Genomic DNA, 21088 nt, shown 5'->3' on the forward strand with positions numbered 1-21088 from the left:
AGTTATGTTGCTTTATTGAGCTTTAGTATTTAGGATACTATTCTTTGAAGTGTTAGGTGGATAGAATATTAATGTATCTACAAAATGGTATTCATTTATGCTTGTTTTATCAACTGCTGAAGAGGTATAAGTTTCAGGAGTACCTTTTGGAGCAGATAAAACATGCAAATAGTCCATATCATTTTTATTTATATAATATATTTTATTTTTATAGGATTTTACTGACTCGCAATGATAATCTAATATTTTTCTTGCTTCATAAGTAGAATTATCAATGGTATATAAAGCATCATTATCAGAAGAATTTACACAAAAAATCACTTTATCATTAAATGTGAAACTCTCCACAGCAAAGTCGGATACTTTTATATTGGTGCCATTTGAAATAGAATAAGCATATAATTTATATCCATCATCTATATTTTGATATAGTATGTAATTGTTAGATAACACAAACTTTCCTGCGGAAATCTGCATCAAAACTTGCTTTTTGCTGCCATCCACAGAAGTTTTATATATTTTTCTGTCTGAGGTATTTAAATAATATAAGTCTGTATTATTTAGAATTAGATTAGTTGCGGAATCATTGCTTATTTTGGTATTGCTATTTGTTTTTGTATTATATATGTATAATTTATTGCTGTCATTCATATTAGAATAAATTATGTTTTTATCACTAGCTATCATTTCACTAGATTGAAATAGCAAATTCCGTTTTATTTTAGTAAAATCATACACTGAATTTGAATCTGACCAATTGAAATCATAAACTTTGTAGTTATCGCTCCATTTAGCAGCGTATAAATCATTATCAATTTTTATGAATGGTGAGGATTCAGTATATCCAGAAGCAAGAACTAGGGGAGTTTTGTTGCTTGGTGTACTAGTAGTTGCAGATGAATTGCTAGTTGAATTAGGATCAACAGTAATAGTAGAACTCTTAGTACTATTGGCGTTTGCAGAGTTACTTGAACTACTTGAACTGCAAGAAACAAAACTTAAAGTAGATATTATTAAAAGTGTTAGTATAGATTTCTTCATTTTTTATACCTCCTTATTGAGATAAGTTGATTTGTTATTATTGTATCATAAATATCTATTTTTGAATTGAATTTAGCATATAAAATATTTACACTAAATATATAAACAGGTCCAAGTGTATCTATATAGGCTATTTTTAGAAAAGTAAAGAAAAATAAAGAAAATTTAATTTAATTGTGCATAACAGTGATTGACATTAAATATTATATTCAATAACATGATATTATAGAACACGTCGCTAGGAAAACTAGTGAGAAGGTTCAAAAAGTGTTTTTAAAATTATATTTTGAAAGTTATAAAAAATATATTGACAAAATACTTTGACAATGATAAACTGATTAAGCGGTTGAGAAAACTGCATAGATCTTTGAAAATTAAACAGAGGAAACTAATAGTTCATATGAACTTTTTTTAAGACCAGCAATTCTTTTAAGCGAAAGCTAAGATTAAACTTGAAACTTAAATTGAGAGTTTGATCCTGGCTCAGGACGAACGCTGGCGGCGTGCTTAACACATGCAAGTCGAGCGAGAAAGTCTTCTTCGGAAGACGATCTAGCGGCGGACGGGTGAGTAACACGTGGGTAACCTGCCTTATAGAGGGGGATAGCCTTCCGAAAGGAAGATTAATACCGCATAACATGGTTTTATCGCATGGTAGAATCATCAAAGGAGTAATCCGCTATAAGATGGACCCGCGGCGCATTAGCTAGTTGGTGAGGTAACGGCTCACCAAGGCGACGATGCGTAGCCGACCTGAGAGGGTGATCGGCCACATTGGGACTGAGACACGGCCCAGACTCCTACGGGAGGCAGCAGTGGGGAATATTGCACAATGGGGGAAACCCTGATGCAGCAACGCCGCGTGAGTGATGAAGGCCTTCGGGTTGTAAAGCTCTGTTTACAGGGACGATAATGACGGTACCTGTGGAGGAAGCCACGGCTAACTACGTGCCAGCAGCCGCGGTAATACGTAGGTGGCAAGCGTTGTCCGGATTTACTGGGCGTAAAGGGAGCGTAGGCGGATTTTTAAGTGGGATGTGAAATACCCGGGCTCAACTTGGGTGCTGCATTCCAAACTGGAAGTCTAGAGTGTTGGAGAGGAAAGTGGAATTCCTAGTGTAGCGGTGAAATGCGTAGATATTAGGAAGAACACCAGTGGCGAAGGCGACTTTCTGGACAATAACTGACGCTGAGGCTCGAAAGCGTGGGGAGCAAACAGGATTAGATACCCTGGTAGTCCACGCCGTAAACGATGGATACTAGGTGTAGGAGGGTCCAACCTTCTGTGCCGCCGTTAACACATTAAGTATCCCGCCTGGGGAGTACGGTCGCAAGATTAAAACTCAAAGGAATTGACGGGGGCCCGCACAAGTAGCGGAGCATGTGGTTTAATTCGAAGCAACGCGAAGAACCTTACCTAAACTTGACATCTCCTGCATTACTCTTAATCGAGGAAGTCCCTTCGGGGACAGGAAGACAGGTGGTGCATGGTTGTCGTCAGCTCGTGTCGTGAGATGTTGGGTTAAGTCCCGCAACGAGCGCAACCCTTATTGTTAGTTGCTACCATTTAGTTGAGCACTCTAGCGAGACTGCCTGGGTTAACCAGGAGGAAGGTGGGGATGACGTCAAATCATCATGCCCCTTATGTTTAGGGCTACACACGTGCTACAATGGCAAGTACAAAAAGATGCAATACCGTGAGGTGGAGCAAAACTCAAAAACTTGTCTCAGTTCGGATTGTAGGCTGAAACTCGCCTACATGAAGCTGGAGTTACTAGTAATCGCGAATCAGAATGTCGCGGTGAATACGTTCCCGGGCCTTGTACACACCGCCCGTCACACCATGAGAGTTGGCAATACCCGAAGTCCGTGAGCTAACGCGTAAGCGAGGCAGCGGCCGAAGGTAGGGTCAGCGATTGGGGTGAAGTCGTAACAAGGTAGCCGTAGGAGAACCTGCGGCTGGATCACCTCCTTTCTATGGAGAACATCTAAGTGATGGAAACATGTGTTTAGATAAATAACGAAGACTGGTTATCCTCTGTTTAATTTTGAGAGATCTTCTCTCAAAAATTTAAAAATAGTCTGGTAAAATGTTTTTAAATTAGTATTGACAAGTGAAGTAGAAACAGATAAAATTTAATAGCATCGAAAAACAATGTGGGGGTATAGCTCAGTTGGGAGAGCACCTGCCTTGCACGCAGGGGGTCAAGAGTTCGAATCTCTTTATCTCCACCACATGGGTTTATAGCTCAGCTGGTTAGAGCACACGCCTGATAAGCGTGAGGTCGATGGTTCGAGTCCATTTAAACCCACCATTTAGACTTATTGTCTAAAATAAAATATGAATGTTCTTTGAAAATTGCATACAAGTATATAAATTACATTAATGTAATATCTCAAATGTCAAATTCAAATGCGAATTTAGATTTAGTAACTTTGTTAAGATAGGCACGATGTGTTTTGATAACACATCAACAAAAAAGAAACGAGTAGTACGCGGAGCTGACGAGCGAGCAGCGGAGCTTACTTAGGTAAGTGAGCAGCGCAGCGAGGAAAGCGACAAAGTAATACGAAGTTAGTTTTTTGTTAGAGGTCAAGCTACAAAGGGCGCATGGTGAATGCCTTGGCATCAGGAGCCGATGAAGGACGCGATAAGCTGCGATAAGCTTCGGGTAGGCGCACATAGCCTGTGATCCGGAGATTTCCGAATGAGGGAACTCACATGGGAAACCCCATGTACTGTACAATGAATAAATAGTTGTATGGAGGTAAACCTAGGGAACTGAAACATCTAAGTACCTAGAGGAAGAGAAAGAAAACTCGATTCCGTAAGTAGCGGCGAGCGAAAGCGGAAGAGCCCAAACCAGAGATTTATCTCTGGGGTTGCGGACAGAACATAACGTGAAGGTATCGTAATTGAAGATAGCTGGAAAGCTACACCGTAGAAGGTAATAGTCCTGTAAGTAAAACGAGAAGATCATAGTTCTGCTCCAGAGTACCACGAGACACGTGAAACCTTGTGGGAAGCAGGGAGGACCACCTCCCAAGGCTAAATACTACCTGATGACCGATAGTGAAGAAGTACCGTGAGGGAAAGGTGAAAAGAACCCCGGGAGGGGAGTGAAATAGAACCTGAAACCGTGTGCCTACAACCGATCAGAGCACCATATGAGTGTGATGATGTGCTTTTTGTAGAACGAGCCAACGAGTTACGGTATGTAGCGAGGTTAAGTACTTAAGGTACGGAGCCGAAGGGAAACCGAGTCTGAATAGGGCGACTAGTTGCATGCTGTAGACCCGAAACCGGGTGACCTATCCATGGCCAGGTTGAAGCGAGAGTAAAATCTCGTGGAGGACCGAACCACGTTGGTGTTGAAAAACCATGGGATGAGCTGTGGATAGCGGAGAAATTCCAATCGAACTCGGAGATAGCTGGTTCTCCCCGAAATAGCTTTAGGGCTAGCGTCGAATATGAGTAATGGAGGTAGAGCACTGAATGGGCTAGGGGGCATAGCGCTTACTGAACCTTATCAAACTCCGAATGCCATATACTATTAGTTCGGCAGTCAGACTACGAATGATAAGATCCGTGGTCAAAAGGGAAACAGCCCAGATCGTCAGCTAAGGTCCCAAAGTGTAAGTTAAGTGGAAAAGGATGTGGGATTTCCAAGACAACTAGGATGTTGGCTTAGAAGCAGCCACTCATTAAAAGAGTGCGTAATAGCTCACTAGTCGAGAGATCCTGCGCCGAAAATGTTCGGGGCTCAAACTTACCACCGAAGCTACGGCATCAGTTATACTGATGGGTAGGGGAGCGTCGTAATCGGGCTGAAGTCGTACCGTAAGGAGCGGTGGACTGATTACGAGTGAGAATGTTGGCATTAGTAGCGAGATGTGGGTGAGAATCCCACAGGCCGAAAACCTAAGGTTTCCTCAGGAAGGTTCGTCCGCTGAGGGTTAGTCGGGACCTAAGCCGAGGCCGAAAGGCGTAGGTGATGGACAATCGGTTGATATTCCGATACCACTATTAATCGTTATTACCGATGGAGTGACACAGGAGGATAGGATGTGCTAGCTATTGGATGCTAGTCTAAGCACTTAGAGAGTTGTGATAGGCAAATCCGTCGCAACAATCTTGAGGTGTGATGGGGAAGGAACTACGGTTCCGAAGTATCTGATTCCACGCTGTCAAGAAAAGCTTCTAGGGAGAGAAATAGTGCCCGTACCGCAAACCGACACAGGTAGGTGAGGAGAGAATCCTAAGGCCGGCGGAAGAATTACAGTTAAGGAACTAGGCAAATTGACCCCGTAACTTCGGGAGAAGGGGTGCCTACGAGAGTAGGTCGCAGAGAATAGGCTCAAGCAACTGTTTAGCAAAAACACAGGTCTCTGCTAAAGCGAAAGCTGATGTATAGGGGCTGACGCCTGCCCGGTGCTGGAAGGTTAAGGGGAATACTTAGCGCAAGCGAAGGTATGAACTTAAGCCCCAGTAAACGGCGGCCGTAACTATAACGGTCCTAAGGTAGCGAAATTCCTTGTCGGGTAAGTTCCGACCCGCACGAATGGCGTAATGACTTGAGCACTGTCTCAACTGTAAATCCGGCGAAGTTGTAGTACCAGTGAAGATGCTGGTTACCCGCGATTGGACGGAAAGACCCCGTAGAGCTTTACTGTAGTTTAGCATTGAGTTTCGGTATTGTCTGTACAGGATAGGTGGGAGACTGAGAAACCAGGGCGTCAGCCTTGGTGGAGTCACCCTTGGGATACCACCCTGACAGTACTGGAATTCTAACCGGGCGCCATGAAACTGGTGACGGGACATTGTTAGATGGGCAGTTTGACTGGGGCGGTCGCCTCCAAAAAAGTAACGGAGGCGCCCAAAGGTTCCCTCAGAACGGTCGGAAATCGTTCGAAGAGTGCAAAGGCAGAAGGGAGCCTGACTGCGACACCTACAAGTGGAGCAGGGACGAAAGTCGGGCTTAGTGATCCGGTGGTACCTCGTGGGAGGGCCATCGCTCAACGGATAAAAGCTACCTCGGGGATAACAGGCTGATCTCCCCCAAGAGTCCACATCGACGGGGAGGTTTGGCACCTCGATGTCGGCTCGTCGCATCCTGGGGCTGAAGTAGGTCCCAAGGGTTGGGCTGTTCGCCCATTAAAGCGGCACGCGAGCTGGGTTCAGAACGTCGTGAGACAGTTCGGTCCCTATCCGTCGCGGGCGCAGGAAATTTGAGAGGAGCTGTCCTTAGTACGAGAGGACCGGGATGGACTGACCTCTGGTGTACCAGTTGTTCCGCCAGGAGCATGGCTGGGTAGCTAAGTCGGGAAGGGATAAACGCTGAAAGCATCTAAGCGTGAAGCCCACCTCAAGATGAGATTTCCCATAGCGTAAGCTAGTAAGATCCCTTGAAGAACACAAGGTTGATAGGTCAGAGGTGTAAGTGTGGTAACATATTTAGCTGACTGATACTAATAGATCGAGGGCTTGACCAATAAAATAGATTAACAAAAAGAGATAAAACTTGTGTGCAATTTTGAAAGAACATAAAAGTTCTTTTAGGAAACTCACTCAGCAAAGCTGAGGAGTACAAATTTGCAAAGAAATATAAAATTTCTGCAAATTAAGCATCTGGTGATGATGTGTTTTTGGGTTACACCCCTTCCCATTCCGAACAGGATGGTTAAGCCAATTACAGCTGATGGTACTGCATGGGCGACTGTGTGGGAGAGTAAGTGGTCGCCAGGTAAATATATGGCTCGATAGCTCAGTCGGTAGAGCAGAGGACTGAAAATCCTCGTGTCACTGGTTCGATTCCAGTTCGAGCCACCATATATGGCGCTATAGCCAAGTGGTAAGGCATAGGTCTGCAACACCTTGATCCCCAGTTCAAATCTGGGTGGCGCCTCCAAATAAAACCAGTATAATCTCTAACTTAGATTATACTGGTTTTTTTATTTTGCAAATATATAAACAATATAAACAGTGAATGTGGAAAACAACAATTAATTTTCAAGAGTTTTGTGGATAACTTTTTTGTTAGTTTAAGAAATAATTAATTTATTATTATCAATATCTAGAGTTACATTAGCTCCTAAAGGCAGGCATAAGTTAGGATAACTATGACCAAAAGGATATCCTAAAATTATTGGTTTTCCTAAAGGAACAAGAAGTTCTTCAATGATATCTTTAATTTCAGAGTTCATATCATTACTATCAGAATCAGTATAATTTACATAACCAATAATAAATCCGTTACAATTATCTAGTTTGCTAGAAAGTAATAATTGAGATAATAAACGATCAATTTTATAAGGGGATTCATTTACATCTTCTAACAGTAAAATTGAATTATCAGTGTTAATTTCATAAGGTGTGCTTAAAGAAGAACAAATTAAAGAGAGATTACCTCCAACTAACGTACCATTAACATTAGCTGGATTATATATAGTAGTTGGCATATAATGAAATTTTAAAGGTAATGTAGAATAGTTGCCACAAAGGCAATTCAAGAATGAATTTCTAGTCATAATATCAGTTAGATCTGAATTTATCATGGGGCCATGATAAGTAATTAAATTTGTTTTTTGTGATATATAATTTAACAATACGGTAAGGTCACTAAAGCCACAAATTATTTTTGGATTTTCCACTATCACGTCAAGAGAGATATGTGGTAACATTCGAATACAACCATAACCACCTCGAAAAGCCATCAGTGCTTTAACTTCTGAATCTTGAAGCAATTCCATAAAGTCGTATGCTCGATTTTGGTCAGTGCCAGCAAGATATTTATAAGTATCAAACAAATGACTTCCTAGTTTAATATTAAATCCTAAATTTTTAAACTTATCAATATGAGATAGCATTAGATCTTTATCGTAGAAACCAGCAGGTGCAAAAATTCCTATTGTATCACCTATTTTCAATTTGCTTGGATAAATCATAGGTAACTCCCATTACAAATTTATACTAGTATTATTTTATGCACCATAATAACAATTGGTTAATAAATGTTTTTAAAACATATCCTTTTTATATAAAAAGTAAGCTACGCTAAAGCAGATGCATACAGTGATAACCATTATTATATGAAAAGCATAGGGGTTATCGGCTAAAGGCAAAGCAACGTTCATACCAAATATTCCACCTACAATAGTAGGAATAGCCATGAGTATAGTTACACATGCTAAGATTTTCATTACTATGTTTAAGTTGTTTGAAATAACAGAAGCAAAAAAGTCCATTGTACTAGCTAGAATATTACTATATATTTCAGTCATTTCAATAGCTTGTTTATTTTCTATTATTACGTCCTCAAGAATATCTTTATCTTCATTGTATTTTTGCATTAGTTCTAACTTTAACATCTTTTCAAGAGTTATTTCGTTAGATTTTAACGAAGTTGAGAAATATACCAATGATTTTTCTAAGCAGTGGAGCTGGATAAGCTCTCTATTCTTCATAGAGTTTTGTAATTTTTTTTCAATCATTTCACTTTTTTTATCTATTTGGCGAAGATATAGTAGGTATGAACTAGATATCTTATTTAAAATTTGTAGTATAAACCTAGATTTTTTAAAAGTATAAAATGATTTGATTTTTCTAGAAGTGAAGTCGGTTAATATTCTACTATTTTTTAAGCATATGGTTAATATGTAATCATCAGTATGTATAATACCTAGAGGATATGTATCATAAGTTAATGAATTTTCTTCTACTTCAGTAAAAGGAATATCCACAATTACAAGTATATGATTATCCTCAATTTCGATACGACTTGTTTCCTCATCATCTAAAGGAGCCATCAGAGATTCCATTGGGATATTTGTTTTTTTGTGTACTAATATTAACTCTTCATCTGTAGGTGCAATTAAATTTATCCAACAGCCTGGCTTTATATCATTTAATTTTTCAAGAGTTGCATTAGTTTCACTAGTTGTTTTATATATGTTTAACATTATGTATAGTCCCCCATAAAAGATTTTATAGTTTTATTTTAGAGTATAAAATGAAAATTATCCATAGTATTTTGCTTGCATGTTTGCATGAAAGAGTTTTGGAGGTATGAAAAAAGACTGTTACTCAAAAATTAACTGAATGTTTGAGTAACAGTCATAATAATTAAATTTGGCAAGTACATTTGCTATTATCAAAAAATTCGCTTTTAACTTCACCTAATAAATTTTCATTTTCTATAATATCTAGTGAAGTGTAACATAAGGCTAATGCTGCCTTAATGGATTGTTCTATGGCAAATTCACTTATTGTTGCTTGAGCAAATTCTTTTGTACCATATTGTACAACATTATCTTCTGTAATACGTATATAAGGATGGATAGTAGGGACCTTTTGGCTTACAGCTCCAATACTTAATCCTGAATTCACGTTTCTGAAAGGACCAACATCTATTATGCCTGCCTCTTTTAGATTATGACAGCATAGCCTGCTTAATGTTATATTGGTTAGAAGCTCTTCACTATGAGGGTCATTTAAACTAACGCAACTTTCTAGATTCATTAAATCACCTATAAATTTAACACCTTCACGAATCTTTTTTTCAACTTTAGCTGCTGTAGCCATAGATTCTGAACGGATATAAAGCTGAGCTTCTGCTTCTAATGGTTGCAATAAAGGTGTATAACCACCTTTAGATAAAACCGAGTCTATGCTTGTATTCTTTGGTAGACCTTTTAAAAGTGAATTAATAATATTAAAAGTTAAAAGTATTGCATCTAATGCTGTATATTTATTTTGATTTAAAAAGCTTAATTTCTCTGAACCTATATATTTTATACTTAATGGTATTATTGCAGATGAAGTTCCGCTTTCACTGGTAACAACATCCGGATGAGCTACCATAACAACATCCATATCTTTAAATACACCTTGGTGTACTAAAGTTTCCATAACACCTCCTCTGTATTCACCTGGGCAACCTATTATGTGTACACTACCATGAGTTTTATCAATAATATGGCCTAAGCCTATGGCAGCTGCTACAGATATAGTGCTTAATAAATTATGTCCAGTTAAATGTCCTTGGCCTTTTACAGCATCATATTCACATAAAAAGCATATTCTAGGGTGACCATTACCTTTAGTAGCTAAAAATGAAGTTTCTATATTTTCAAAATTATATTTAACATCAAATTGACGTTGCTTTAAAAAGTTTGTTATATAATCGTAAGCTTTATATTCAACATAACTCTCTTCAGGGTTATCATATAGAAATTTACATAATTCAGATAAAGAAGTTTTCTCGGTAGATAAGTATGATATTATTTCTTGTTTCATAAGTTAGTTCCTCCTATTACATATATATTAAGTATTTTTTCCTAAAGCATATAAAAATATTTATATAGATAAAAATTTCATAAAGAATATATTGAACTTTATTGGAGAGAATTAAGATGTTATTATTAAATAAAGGAGAAACGAAATGCAAGAAAAAAATAAGTGTGCAATATGTGGCAAGGCAGGTAGTGGTATAATAATAAATGGAAGCACAATATGTAATAGCTGTGAGACTGCTATTATAAACATAACTCCTTCCAGTAAACTTTATGATTATTATAGAAAAGCTATTGGTAGAATTTTTGCCAATGTACCAAAGCCAAAAAAATTATATCAGAAATAGAGGAATTAAGATTGGGAAAAAGTATTTTAGAAACGATAGAAGAGTATATTGATGAAGATATAGCTCCTTTTTCAATGCCAGGGCATAAACAAGGTAGAGCTTTTCAAAACTTGCTGTTAGCTGAAGATAAATTAAATTTGTTCTTAAAGGCAGATTTAACTGAAGTTGATGGATTAGACAATTTACATCATCCAGAAGAGATGATTAAGGAATGTCTAGAAGATTTATCAAATGTCTACGGTAGTAAGAAGTCATACTTTTTGGTTAATGGGAGTACTAGTGGAAATTTAGCTATGATTTTTGCTGCGTTTAATGAAGGTGATGAGGTTTTAGTTGAAAGAGGTTGTCACAGATCAATATTCAATGCAATCATATTAAGAAAATTAAAGCCAATATATTTAGAGCATAGTTACAACACAGAATTAGGAATTGATGTTCCTAATAATTCTAAAGATGTTATTGCAGCAATAGAAAGAGAAAAAAATATAAAAGGAGTTATACTTACTTATCCTAATTATTATGGTATTGGATGTGACCTAAAAAGCATAGCAGACAATTGCAAGAAGAAAAAAATATACTTAATTGTAGATTCAGCTCATGGAGCACATTTTGGATTCAACAATAAATTACCAGAGAATGCAGTGAAATTAGGTGTTGATGCAGTGGTAGAAAGTGCTCATAAAACTCTACCAAGCTTTACACAGACTGCATACTTACATATAAACAATGTTGATCTAATACCTAAAATGAATTTTTATATTAGTGTATTCAGCAGTACAAGCCCCTCATATATGTTTATGCTTTCATTAGAATATAGCAAAGATTTTGTAAAAAATAAGGCTTCAACAGAATATGAGAGATTGATTAATAGAATCAACTTATTAAAAAATAGAATAAACTCTATAGATGGATTTAGGGTTATAGACAAACATTGCCTAGAAGAACATTTAGGATACAGGAATTTTTGTTTTGATGATACAAGGATTGTTATAAATGTTAAACAAGGACTTAGTGGGCACAGGCTTCTAGAATATTTAAGGGAAAATAAGATTCAAGCTGAAATGAGCAATGATAGAAATGTAGTTTTGATTCCTACACCATTTAATATTGATGAAGATTATGATAAATTGCTTAATGCATTAAATAAATGTAATATAAAACTATTAGAAGAAAAAGTAAAGCCGGTGTATTCTAATGCAGAGTATGAAAAAGTTCTTGAACCATATGAAGTACTAAATAAATATAAGAGAAAAATAAATTTTAAAGAAGCTGAAGATTTTGTTGCAGGAGATAACATAGTGTTATATCCACCAGGTACACCCCTTATAGTTATGGGTGAAAAAATAACTAAAAAGCATATAGAGGTTATTCGAAAAGCCTTGAATGATAGGGTTCAAGTGTTAGGTGTGGATGAAAATATGATATTAGTAATTGAAGAGATATAAACATGTAGAAGAGCGGAGGACAGTATGGGTAAAATTTATGCATTAATGGGTAAGAGTAGTTGTGGTAAGGATACAATTTTTAAAGAGTTGATGAATGATAAGGCTTTAAGTTTACAACCCATAATAACTTATACCACCAGACCTAGGAGAGTTACAGAGACTCAGGGAGTTGAATATAATTTTATAGGTGAAGATATACTAAAAGAATATATTATGCAAGGCAAAGTTATAGAAAAGAGGGAGTATGATACTGTTTATGGAAAGTGGTACTATTGTACTATAGATGATGGAAAGGTTGATTTATCTCAAAATAACTATTTGTTAATAGCAACATTAGAAGCGTATAGAGATTTAAGAAAATATTATGGAGAATCTAGCATAATACCAATATATATAAGTGTAGATGATGGGGTAAGACTTGAACGGGCAATAAAGAGAGAACGAGAGCAAGTGAATCCAAACTTTGATGAAGTATGTAGAAGATTTTTAGCAGATAATGTAGATTTTAGTAAGCAGAATTTAGATTTATGTGGTATAGAAAAACATTATATTAATAATAACTTTAATGAGTGCATTAACAATATAAAAATAGACCTATTTAGGAAAAAATAATTTATGTTAAAGTAAAAAAACTATGTTAGAATATACTTATAAAATTAATAAGCTTTTTATTGAAAAGGGGGAGTAATTATGAAATTAGTAATAGCAATAGTGCAAGATGATGATGCATCAGATGTAATTGATGCTATAACTGATGCAGGTTTTATGGTGACAAAGCTTGCTACTACAGGTGGTTTCTTAAAATCAGGTAATACTACATTGATGATGGGGGTAGAAAAGGAAAAGGTTGATGATGTAATTAAAGTTGTAAAGGAAATTTGCAGTACAAGAAGTCAAATTGTCTCTTCTCCAAATCCTATGGAAAGTGGATCATCAATATATGTACCATATCCTATAGAAGTTGAAGTTGGCGGAGCTACAGTGTTTGTAGTAGATGTTGATCAATTTGTTAAGATATAATATATAAGTTTAAAAGGAGAGAGTGAATTGAATTTTGTTGGTCATGATAACATTAGAAATGGGTTTAAAAAGTGTGTTATAAACAATACACTCTCTCATGCACATTTAATAATAGGTGCGAATGGAATAGGAAAAAGTCTTTTGGCACAAGAGTTTGCACTTACAATATTAAATAAGGAACAGAATAGAGAGTATGTAGATATAGTCAAATATAGGACTGATAAAAATTCATTTGGAGTTGAAGAGGTTAGAGCAATAACAACAGAAGTATATAAGAGGCCATTTGAAGGAGATAAAAAGGTTATAATTATATATAATGGGGATAAGTTAACTATTCAAGCTCAAAATGCATTACTTAAAACTATAGAGGAGCCCCCGGTAGGAGTATTTATAATAATATTATGCGAAAATGGAGAACAAATCTTAGATACAGTTAAATCAAGATGTCAGATTTATAAATTAACACCATTGAGTATTAATGAAATTAATAAGTATTTAGATATACATCATAATGAATTAAGAGAAGAACTAAGGAAAACTGTAATAGCTTTTTCAGAAGGGGTGCCTGGTAGAATAGAAACCTTCTTAAAAGATGAGAGTTTTGGTAATATAAGAAATATGGTAATTAGACTCTTTGATGATATAAATAGAAAAAATGCAGCTGTTGTATTAAAGTATGAAGAAGAGTTTAGCAAACTTAAAGATAAAGAAGAAGAGATATTAGCGAATGTAGTTTCTTTGGGACGAGATGTTATTTTATATAAAGAATTGCAAGATACGTCCATTTTAATTAATGGAGATAAGATAGATGATATTAGAAAATTAGCAAATGAAATGTCATATAAAAAGTTAAATGAAATTGTTAGTATTGTAGGAGAAACAAAAAGAAATCTTAGGAGCAATACTAATTCAACAATTACCTTTAATGTCATGTTCATAAAACTATTGGAGGTATAACAATGATAAAGGTTGTAGGAATTCGCTTTAAGAAAGCTGGAAAAATATATTATTTCGATCCTAATGAAAGCAATGTTAAAAAGGATGATTATGCAATTGTAGAAACTGCAAGAGGCATAGAGTTTGGTCAATGTGTAATAGGTGAGAAAGAAATAAAGGAAGAAGAGATAGTTGCCCCATTAAAATTGGTTATTAGGGCGGCAAGTGAAGAAGATATTAAAAAACATGAAGAGAATAAAGCAAAGGAAATAGATGCTTTTAATATATGTTTAGAAAAGATAATGGAACATGGTCTTGATATGAAGCTTATAGATGTAGAATATACTTTTGATAATAATAAAGTAATATTTTATTTTACAGCTGACGGAAGAATAGACTTTAGAGAATTAGTTAAAAATCTAGCTTCAATATTCAAGACAAGAATTGAATTAAGACAAATAGGAGTAAGAGATGAAGCAAAAATGTTAGGTGGTTTAGGACCATGCGGCAGATCTTTATGTTGCTCTACATTTTTAGGTGATTTTGCTTCAGTATCAATTAAAATGGCAAAAGAGCAAAATCTATCTTTAAATCCTACAAAGATTTCAGGTATATGTGGTAGATTAATGTGCTGTTTAAATTATGAGCAAAGTGCTTATGAACAGATTAGAAAGAAGCTACCTAAGGTTGGTTCTATTGTGGAAACAGATTTCGGCAGGGGTGAAGTTGTTCTAAATAATGTGGTAAAAGAAAGTGTTAAGGTCAAAATTAGAAGAAATGATGAAGAAATACTTGAAGATGTAAATATAAAAGACCTAAAATTAATTTCTGGTGGTTATGAAGATACAGTTGATGAATCAGATATAAAATTAGAAATTCAAGATGAAGAAGATAAATCACTAATTAAAGAATTATTCAAAGGCTAATTTAGGAGGCATAGGAAATGAAATTATCTTTAAGAGTAGGTAATATCAAAAAGGCTTCAGATGTAACAAAAGTTAGAACAGCTATTACTACAAACGAAGGAATTTTAGCTTGTGAGATTACAGATAAGGGAAGTATTAGTATTGTTTACGATAATTATTTAACTTCCGAAGAAGATATAATAGATGCAATAGAGGAATGTGGATATATTGTCATAGACAAAGTGTAAAATATTTTTAAAACACTTTTAATTTCATAGTATACATGGTAGAATTATACGTGTATTATACTAATACATAATACAGATAATTTTAGGAGGTGTTTTACAATGGCATATAAAATAGAAGATTCATGTGTAAGCTGTGGAGCATGCGCAAGCGAATGTCCAGTAAGCGCAATATCTCAAGGAGATACTCAATTTGTAATTGATGCATCAACTTGTATCGATTGCGGAAACTGTGCTAACGTTTGCCCAGTAGGAGCTCCAGCTCAAGAATAATTATAATAAGACAAGGGTTGTTTTAGGACAACCCTTGTCTGTTTTTTTATTTAAGTTTTTAGTTAAGTAAGTAAATTAGAAGCAAACCACACCTGAAAAATACGAAATTATATTGTAAATAAAACGCTAGTTATATAATGATAGACTTCAATAGGATAGCATAATTCACAGATTAAATAAGAACGCAGTACTATTATTTATTTTTTCCTTTGGATCAATGTATATGGTATCTGTTTTTAATTTTTCTACATTTTTAAAAGATAATATAAAATCTTCAGGCCCATCTAACATTAAAGAGAGTTTATTTGTTTTATAATGCATAGGAAAAATATAAGTGGCATCTATATTTTTTGCAATCTTACTAGCCCAAGATCCATCTATTGTGTAATTACCTCCAATAGGTATGAATAAAATATCTATTGGCTTAATCAAATCTAAAAATTCTTTAGATAAATCATGTCCTAAATCACCTAAGTGGCACAATCTGAAGCCATCTAGTTCATAAAGATAAATTATATTTTTCCCTCTTTTAAGTCCATCACAGTCATCATGAAAGCTTGGAAAGCCAGTTATTTTACAAAAGTCAAAAACATTAGTTCCTATGGAATTGATTACTTTTGTATCTGCAGTTATATTTTTTAAATTACAGTGATCAAAATGATTATGACTAACTGTTACTATATTACTAAAACCAGTATAGGTTGTGTATCCAATGTCGACATTAAATGGATCTGTTAATATACGTTTGCCTAAACTACCTGTAATTAGAAAAGAGGAATGACCAAACCATTGAATTTTCATAAAACACCTCCATATATGTATGATTATTGCCAATAGAAAATTATATATCCAAATTAATTGATTAATAAAAAAGATTGAGCTATAATAAAAGTCAAAGAAAGTCAAGATAAAGGCTGGTGATTGTATGGCAAGGTTGTCAGATATAATTGAGGAGTTCATAAAGGAGTTATTTGATGATAGTTTAAATGATGAACTTCAAATTCAGAGAAATGAGTTGGCAGATAAGTTTAGTTGTGCTCCGTCTCAAATAAATTACGTATTATCTACAAGATTCACCAATGATAAAGGATATCTTATAGAGAGTAGAAGAGGTGGCGGTGGCTACATTGTTATAAGAAAAGTTGTTGGTAATACTATGAATCAAATTATGGATTTAATCATGGAAAGCATAGGCTCAACAATAACTTATCATAACGCAGCAATGATAATAGATCATTTATATGACATTGAAAAAATATCTTTGAGAGAATTAAATTTAATGAAGATGGCAATAACTGATAGTACGTTGCAAGGTGTGGAGAATAAAAATAAATTGAGAGCAGATATATTAAAGGCTATGCTTTTAACAATATTATAAAAGGTGGTGTTAAAATGCTTTGTGATAAGTGTGGGAAAAATGAAGCAAATATCCATATAATGAAGGTGGTCAAAGGAGAAAAAACTGAAACTTGGTTATGTAGTGAATGTGCCAAGGAAGATCATGATGTTGCAATTATGGGAGACCTTAATAAGAATGAAATTTCAGTTCAAAATATCCTTGGTGGACTTATGGATTATATAACAAACATAGGGGATAAAATGAATGAGAAGGATATTGAGTGTGAAAATTGTGGTTTAACATATAGAGAATTTAAGAATTCCGGATTGCTAGGATGTAGTGAATGTTATAATACATTTTCAAAACATTTATCCACTATAATTAAAAGGGTTCAAGGTGATTGTGAACACGAAGGCAAGATTCCAGAAAGAATGGGCAAGGAAGTAATTATTAAGAAAAAAATTAATAAGTTAAAAGAAGAGTTACAGAAGTGCATTTTGGAAGAAGCATATGAGGAAGCAGCTGTAATTAGAGATAAAATAAAAGAAATTCAAGAGAAAGAATAATTTAGTGGGAGGTGGAGAAAATGAATAATTGGATAAGTGGATATAATAACACTAATAATTTGGTTATAAGTTCAAGGGTAAGATTAGCAAGAAATTTAGATAAGATGCCTTTCCCAATTAAATTAGATGAAGAGAGATCAAATGATATTATTAGTAAGGTATCAGGTGCATGCACATCTATAGATGAATTACAAAATCTAAAATTGATAAAGCTTTTAGAGAATGATCCTATAGATATTGGATGCTATTTAGAAAAGCATTTAATTAGCAAAAATTTAATGGATCAATTTAATAAAACAGCTTTTCTTATTGATGAAAAAGAAACTATAAGTTTGATGATAAATGAGGAAGATCATATAAGATTGCAATGTATTACATCAGGTTTAGATTTAAAGGGTGCTTATGATGAATGCAATAAAATAGATAGTTTGTTAGAGAGCAAACTAGATTATGCTTTTAATGAAAAGTTAGGATATCTTACAGCATGTCCAACCAATTTAGGTACAGGAATGAGAGCATCTGTAATGGTTCATTTGCCAGCCTTAACTATATACAAAGAAATTCCATCACTATTAAAAACTTTAACTCAGTTTGGAATAACAATCAGAGGTTTATATGGTGAGGGATCTAGAGCTGATGGAAATATATATCAGTTATCAAATCAAATAACTTTAGGGTTATCTGAAGAAGAGATAATAAGCAATTTAGAGGGTGTATTATCTCAAGTTATAGATCAAGAAAATAAAAAACGTGAAATATGTTTAGAAAAATATAAATTTGAATTTCTTGATAGAGTATATAGAGCGTTAGGAATACTAACAAATTCCATAATTATTTCTAATAGAGAATCGTTGGAATTATTTTCATATGTAAGAATGGGCGTAGAAATGGCAATAATAAAAGATGTTAATCTTAATTTATTAAATGAGTTATTAGTTATAACTCAACCTAATAATATTAAAAAGAGTATAGGGAAAGAGGTTAGTGAGAGGGAAGTAGATATAGAAAGAGCTAAAATAATTAGAGAGAGGCTCAAAATAGAAAAGGAGGATTGATGATGAGTTACGATAGATACAATGATAGAGCTCAGCAAGTGCTTGTAAGAGCAAGACAGTATTCACAAGAATTCAAGCATGGTTATATAGGGACAGAACATATTTTACTTGGTATTGTAGGGTCACAGGGAGCAAGCAAAACTTTACTTGCTAATTATGGAGCTACAGAGGAAAAAATAGTTAATTTAATTGGCGAATATGTAGGAGTTGGAGATGTAGAATATTTAATGGGAGATCCACCTTTAACTCCAAGAACTAAGAGAGTGCTAGATAATGCTTTAGTAGAAGCAAGAAATCTTGGCCATAACTATATATCACCAGAGCATATATTACTTTCACTAATTGCAGAAAGTGAGGGTGTTGCTCATTCCATTTTAAATAAGCTAGGTGTAAATTTTGATACTATTAAGAATGACTTAATTAACAGTTTTAATGGGGCTGATCAAGCTGAAAAACATGGAGCAGATGCGATTAAAAAGAAAGCACAAAAGACCCCTTCATTAGATAAGTATGGAAGTGATTTGACACAACAAGCTGCAGAGGGAAAGTTAGATCCAGTAGTTGGAAGGGATGAGGAAACAGAAAGAGTTTTGGAAATACTATGTAGAAGGATTAAAAATAACCCTTGTTTAATTGGAGATCCTGGAGTAGGAAAGACAGCTATTGCAGAAGGTCTAGCTCAGAGAATTGTAGAGGGAAATGTACCTCAGATATTAAAAGATAAAAGAGTTGTATCTCTGGACTTAAGTTCACTTATTGCAGGAGCTAAGTACAGAGGTGAATTTGAAGATAGATTAAAAAGCGTAATGCAGGATATAAAAGCTGCAGGAGACGTATTCTTATTTATAGATGAAATTCATACTATAGTTGGTGCTGGAGGAGCAGAAGGTGCCATAGATGCGTCTAATATACTAAAACCATCTCTTGCAAGAGGAGAAATACAATGTATTGGAGCTACTACTATTGATGAATATAGAAAGTATATTGAGAAAGATTCAGCTCTTGAAAGAAGATTTCAGCCAGTTATGGTTGGTGAACCAACAAAGGAAGAAACTTTACAAATTTTAAATGGATTGAGGGACAAATATGAAGCTCATCATGGAGTGAAGATTCTTGATGAGGCTTTAAAGGCAGCAGTAGAATTATCTGATAGGTATATAACAGATAGATATATGCCAGACAAAGCAATTGATCTTATTGATGAAGCAGCTGCTAAAGTTAGAATAAAGAGTTTTATTACTCCTCCAGATGTTAAGGAGATAGAAGAAGATATAGAGAGAGTAGTTAAAGAAAAAGAAGATGCAATTTCTACTCAAAACTACGAAAAGGCTGCAGAACTTAGAGATAATGAGAAAGCTTTAAGAACTAATTTAGAAGAGATAAAAAATAATTTAATTGCTAAAACTAGATCAATAACAGAAGAAGTTGGTGAAGAAGAAATAGCAGCTGTTGTATCAATGTGGACCAAAGTTCCGGTAGAAAAATTAACTGAGACTGAAGCTGAAAGACTTCTTAAACTAGAAGATATTTTACATGAGAGAGTTATTGGTCAAGAAGAAGCCGTCAAATCAATTGCTAGGGCTGTAAGAAGAGCTAGAGTGGGATTAAAAGATCCTAAGAAACCAATAGGTTCCTTTATATTCTTAGGACCAACAGGAGTAGGAAAAACTGAATTATCTAAAGCATTAGCAGAAGCAATGTTTGGTGAAGAAAGTAATATAATTAGAATTGATATGAGTGAATATATGGAGAAACACTCAGTATCAAGATTAATTGGTTCCCCTCCAGGGTATGTAGGATATGAAGAAGGTGGCCAATTAACAGGAGCTGTTAGAAAAAGTCCTTATTCAGTTATTTTGTTAGATGAAATAGAAAAAGCTCATCCAGATGTATTTAATATTCTATTACAAATACTAGAAGATGGCAGACTTACAGATGGAAAAGGAAAAACAGTTAACTTTAAAAACACTATAGTAATAATGACTTCGAATGTAGGCGCTCATACTATAAAGAAACAAAGAAGCATGGGATTTGCAGTAAGTGAATCAGAATCAGATTCAGAATATGAGAAGATGAAAGAAAATGTTATGGAAGAGTTAAAAAGAACATTTAGACCTGAATTTTTAAATAGAATAGATGATACTATAGTGTTTCATAAATTAGAAGAACAAGACTTATTTAAGATAATAGATCTTATGCTATCATCAGTTAATGAAAATCTTAAGAATATAGATATTTCGATAGAATTGGATGAAGAAAGTAAAAAATATCTTGTAAACAAAGGAAATGACTTGAGTTATGGAGCAAGACCTCTTAAGAGAATAATAACTAAGAATATAGAAGATAAATTAAGTGAGGAGTTATTGAAGCAGACAATAAAAACAGGAGATACTGTAAGAGTAACAGTGGAAAATGATGAACTAAAATTTGCAAAGCTTGTAACTCAATAAGGCAATTAAAAATAAATAGCAAGTCCTAATGTCTGTCGCCTATGAAGTTACTTGTTTTTGAAGAGTCCTTATTATTTAATATAAAGTAGAGATTTTATAATAATCTCTACTTTGTTTTTTATTTTGGTATAAAAAAAGTTGTATTTATAAAAATAAGTGATATAATATAAATAAT

General features: G+C 34.5%; 17 protein-coding genes, 4 tRNA genes and 3 rRNA genes. 19 read left to right on the forward strand and 5 right to left on the reverse strand.

The annotated features are described in order from the left end of the window. Positions 1-12: 12 nt before the first annotated feature. Entirely contained in the window at positions 13-1041 is a 1029-nt protein-coding gene (locus OCU47_RS20345; RefSeq protein ID WP_261830388.1) for a DUF5050 domain-containing protein, read from the reverse strand. A gap of 460 nt (positions 1042-1501) precedes the next feature. Here OCU47_RS20345 and OCU47_RS20350 point away from each other — a divergent pair. The 7 genes from OCU47_RS20350 (at position 1502) to OCU47_RS20380 (ending at position 6950) form a co-directional block, all read left to right on the forward strand. Further along, positions 1502-3016, forward strand: a 16S ribosomal RNA gene (locus OCU47_RS20350). Positions 3017-3200: 184 nt separating this feature from the next. Then, positions 3201-3276 (forward strand) — tRNA-Ala (locus tag OCU47_RS20355). Between the two features lie 3 nt (positions 3277-3279). Beyond that, positions 3280-3356 (forward strand) — tRNA-Ile (locus OCU47_RS20360). A gap of 276 nt (positions 3357-3632) precedes the next feature. Then, positions 3633-6534 (forward strand): 23S ribosomal RNA (locus OCU47_RS20365). A 135-nt stretch (positions 6535-6669) separates the two neighbouring features. Continuing rightward, positions 6670-6787: ribosomal RNA gene (gene rrf, locus OCU47_RS20370) — 5S ribosomal RNA — on the forward strand. The 16S, 23S and 5S rRNA genes sit together here with 4 tRNA genes alongside, the layout of an rRNA operon. A gap of 8 nt (positions 6788-6795) precedes the next feature. Next, positions 6796-6871 (forward strand) — tRNA-Phe (locus OCU47_RS20375). Positions 6872-6876: 5 nt separating this feature from the next. Next, positions 6877-6950, forward strand: a tRNA-Cys gene (locus tag OCU47_RS20380). Positions 6951-7083: 133 nt separating this feature from the next. On the opposite strand, the gene OCU47_RS20385 is transcribed toward OCU47_RS20380, so the two are convergent. The 3 genes from OCU47_RS20385 to OCU47_RS20395 form a co-directional block, all read right to left on the reverse strand. After that, positions 7084-7986, reverse strand: coding sequence for a S66 peptidase family protein (locus OCU47_RS20385; protein ID WP_261830389.1), 903 nt, complete (start codon positions 7984-7986; stop codon positions 7084-7086). A gap of 72 nt (positions 7987-8058) precedes the next feature. Then, complete coding sequence (locus OCU47_RS20390) at positions 8059-9000, reverse strand: magnesium transporter CorA family protein (protein WP_261830390.1); 942 nt, start codon at positions 8998-9000, stop codon at positions 8059-8061. Between the two features lie 163 nt (positions 9001-9163). Beyond that, entirely contained in the window at positions 9164-10336 is a 1173-nt protein-coding gene (locus OCU47_RS20395) for a zinc-binding metallopeptidase family protein (RefSeq protein ID WP_261830391.1), read from the reverse strand. 145 nt (positions 10337-10481) lie between these two features. On the opposite strand from OCU47_RS20395, the gene OCU47_RS20400 reads away from it, so the two are divergent. From OCU47_RS20400 to OCU47_RS20435, 8 genes are all read left to right on the forward strand, one after another. Continuing rightward, positions 10482-10679: a sigma factor G inhibitor Gin gene (locus OCU47_RS20400; RefSeq protein ID WP_261830392.1), complete on the forward strand. Its 198-nt coding sequence runs from the start codon at positions 10482-10484 to the stop codon at positions 10677-10679. 11 nt (positions 10680-10690) lie between these two features. Beyond that, a complete protein-coding gene (locus OCU47_RS20405) occupies positions 10691-12124 on the forward strand; it encodes an aminotransferase class I/II-fold pyridoxal phosphate-dependent enzyme (RefSeq protein ID WP_261830393.1) in 1434 nt (477 codons plus the stop codon). A 24-nt stretch (positions 12125-12148) separates the two neighbouring features. Then, on the forward strand, positions 12149-12736 hold the full coding sequence (locus tag OCU47_RS20410; RefSeq protein WP_261830394.1) for a nucleoside/nucleotide kinase family protein: 588 nt from the start codon (positions 12149-12151) through the stop codon (positions 12734-12736). Between the two features lie 78 nt (positions 12737-12814). Continuing rightward, a complete protein-coding gene (locus OCU47_RS20415; protein ID WP_261830395.1) occupies positions 12815-13144 on the forward strand; it encodes a cyclic-di-AMP receptor in 330 nt (109 codons plus the stop codon). Between the two features lie 27 nt (positions 13145-13171). After that, positions 13172-14101 carry a DNA polymerase III subunit delta' gene (locus tag OCU47_RS20420; RefSeq protein ID WP_261830396.1) on the forward strand — a complete coding sequence of 310 codons (930 nt, stop codon included), beginning with the start codon at positions 13172-13174 and terminating at the stop codon, positions 14099-14101. 2 nt (positions 14102-14103) lie between these two features. Then, on the forward strand, positions 14104-15006 hold the full coding sequence (locus tag OCU47_RS20425) for a PSP1 domain-containing protein (protein WP_261830397.1): 903 nt from the start codon (positions 14104-14106) through the stop codon (positions 15004-15006). A gap of 17 nt (positions 15007-15023) precedes the next feature. After that, positions 15024-15233: a heavy-metal-associated domain-containing protein gene (locus tag OCU47_RS20430; RefSeq protein ID WP_261830398.1), complete on the forward strand. Its 210-nt coding sequence runs from the start codon at positions 15024-15026 to the stop codon at positions 15231-15233. 99 nt (positions 15234-15332) lie between these two features. Then, entirely contained in the window at positions 15333-15503 is a 171-nt protein-coding gene (locus OCU47_RS20435; protein ID WP_261830399.1) for a DUF362 domain-containing protein, read from the forward strand. Between the two features lie 165 nt (positions 15504-15668). On the opposite strand, the gene OCU47_RS20440 is transcribed toward OCU47_RS20435, so the two are convergent. Then, positions 15669-16304, reverse strand: a complete 636-nt coding sequence (locus OCU47_RS20440) for an MBL fold metallo-hydrolase (RefSeq protein WP_261830400.1) — start codon at positions 16302-16304, stop codon at positions 15669-15671. Positions 16305-16428: 124 nt separating this feature from the next. Between OCU47_RS20440 and OCU47_RS20445 the strand changes: the two genes are divergently transcribed. From OCU47_RS20445 to OCU47_RS20460, 4 genes are read left to right on the forward strand one after another with little or no spacing between them, the layout of a single operon-like run. Beyond that, positions 16429-16881, forward strand: a complete 453-nt coding sequence (locus OCU47_RS20445) for a CtsR family transcriptional regulator (RefSeq protein WP_261830401.1) — start codon at positions 16429-16431, stop codon at positions 16879-16881. Between the two features lie 14 nt (positions 16882-16895). Further along, entirely contained in the window at positions 16896-17408 is a 513-nt protein-coding gene (locus OCU47_RS20450) for a UvrB/UvrC motif-containing protein (RefSeq protein WP_261830402.1), read from the forward strand. 20 nt (positions 17409-17428) lie between these two features. Beyond that, on the forward strand, positions 17429-18463 hold the full coding sequence (locus OCU47_RS20455) for a protein arginine kinase (RefSeq protein WP_261830403.1): 1035 nt from the start codon (positions 17429-17431) through the stop codon (positions 18461-18463). A 2-nt stretch (positions 18464-18465) separates the two neighbouring features. Beyond that, the gene (locus OCU47_RS20460) at positions 18466-20913 is read left to right on the forward strand and encodes an ATP-dependent Clp protease ATP-binding subunit (protein WP_261830404.1); all 2448 of its coding nucleotides are present in this window, start codon (positions 18466-18468) and stop codon (positions 20911-20913) included. Positions 20914-21088: the final 175 nt, after the last annotated feature.

The sequence above is a fragment of the Clostridium sp. TW13 genome (genome assembly GCF_024345225.1).
Classification (GTDB): Bacteria; Bacillota; Clostridia; order Clostridiales; family Clostridiaceae; genus Inconstantimicrobium; species Inconstantimicrobium mannanitabidum.

Excerpts from the sequence above, each read along its gene's own strand:
- OCU47_RS20455 (WP_261830403.1), top strand. The coding sequence starts at position 17,429 with ATGAATAATTGGATAAGTGGATATAATAACACTAATAATTTGGTTATA.
- OCU47_RS20440 (WP_261830400.1), bottom strand. The coding sequence starts at position 16,304 with ATGAAAATTCAATGGTTTGGTCATTCCTCTTTTCTAATTACAGGTAGT.
- OCU47_RS20450 (WP_261830402.1), top strand. The coding sequence starts at position 16,896 with ATGCTTTGTGATAAGTGTGGGAAAAATGAAGCAAATATCCATATAATG.
- OCU47_RS20430 (WP_261830398.1), top strand. The coding sequence starts at position 15,024 with ATGAAATTATCTTTAAGAGTAGGTAATATCAAAAAGGCTTCAGATGTA.
- OCU47_RS20460 (WP_261830404.1), top strand. The coding sequence starts at position 18,466 with ATGAGTTACGATAGATACAATGATAGAGCTCAGCAAGTGCTTGTAAGA.
- OCU47_RS20410 (WP_261830394.1), top strand. The coding sequence starts at position 12,149 with ATGGGTAAAATTTATGCATTAATGGGTAAGAGTAGTTGTGGTAAGGAT.
- OCU47_RS20390 (WP_261830390.1), bottom strand. The coding sequence starts at position 9,000 with ATGTTAAACATATATAAAACAACTAGTGAAACTAATGCAACTCTTGAA.
- OCU47_RS20435 (WP_261830399.1), top strand. The coding sequence starts at position 15,333 with ATGGCATATAAAATAGAAGATTCATGTGTAAGCTGTGGAGCATGCGCA.
- OCU47_RS20345 (WP_261830388.1), bottom strand. The coding sequence starts at position 1,041 with ATGAAGAAATCTATACTAACACTTTTAATAATATCTACTTTAAGTTTT.
- OCU47_RS20395 (WP_261830391.1), bottom strand. The coding sequence starts at position 10,336 with ATGAAACAAGAAATAATATCATACTTATCTACCGAGAAAACTTCTTTA.
- OCU47_RS20385 (WP_261830389.1), bottom strand. The coding sequence starts at position 7,986 with ATGATTTATCCAAGCAAATTGAAAATAGGTGATACAATAGGAATTTTT.
- OCU47_RS20445 (WP_261830401.1), top strand. The coding sequence starts at position 16,429 with ATGGCAAGGTTGTCAGATATAATTGAGGAGTTCATAAAGGAGTTATTT.
- OCU47_RS20415 (WP_261830395.1), top strand. The coding sequence starts at position 12,815 with ATGAAATTAGTAATAGCAATAGTGCAAGATGATGATGCATCAGATGTA.
- OCU47_RS20400 (WP_261830392.1), top strand. The coding sequence starts at position 10,482 with ATGCAAGAAAAAAATAAGTGTGCAATATGTGGCAAGGCAGGTAGTGGT.
- OCU47_RS20425 (WP_261830397.1), top strand. The coding sequence starts at position 14,104 with ATGATAAAGGTTGTAGGAATTCGCTTTAAGAAAGCTGGAAAAATATAT.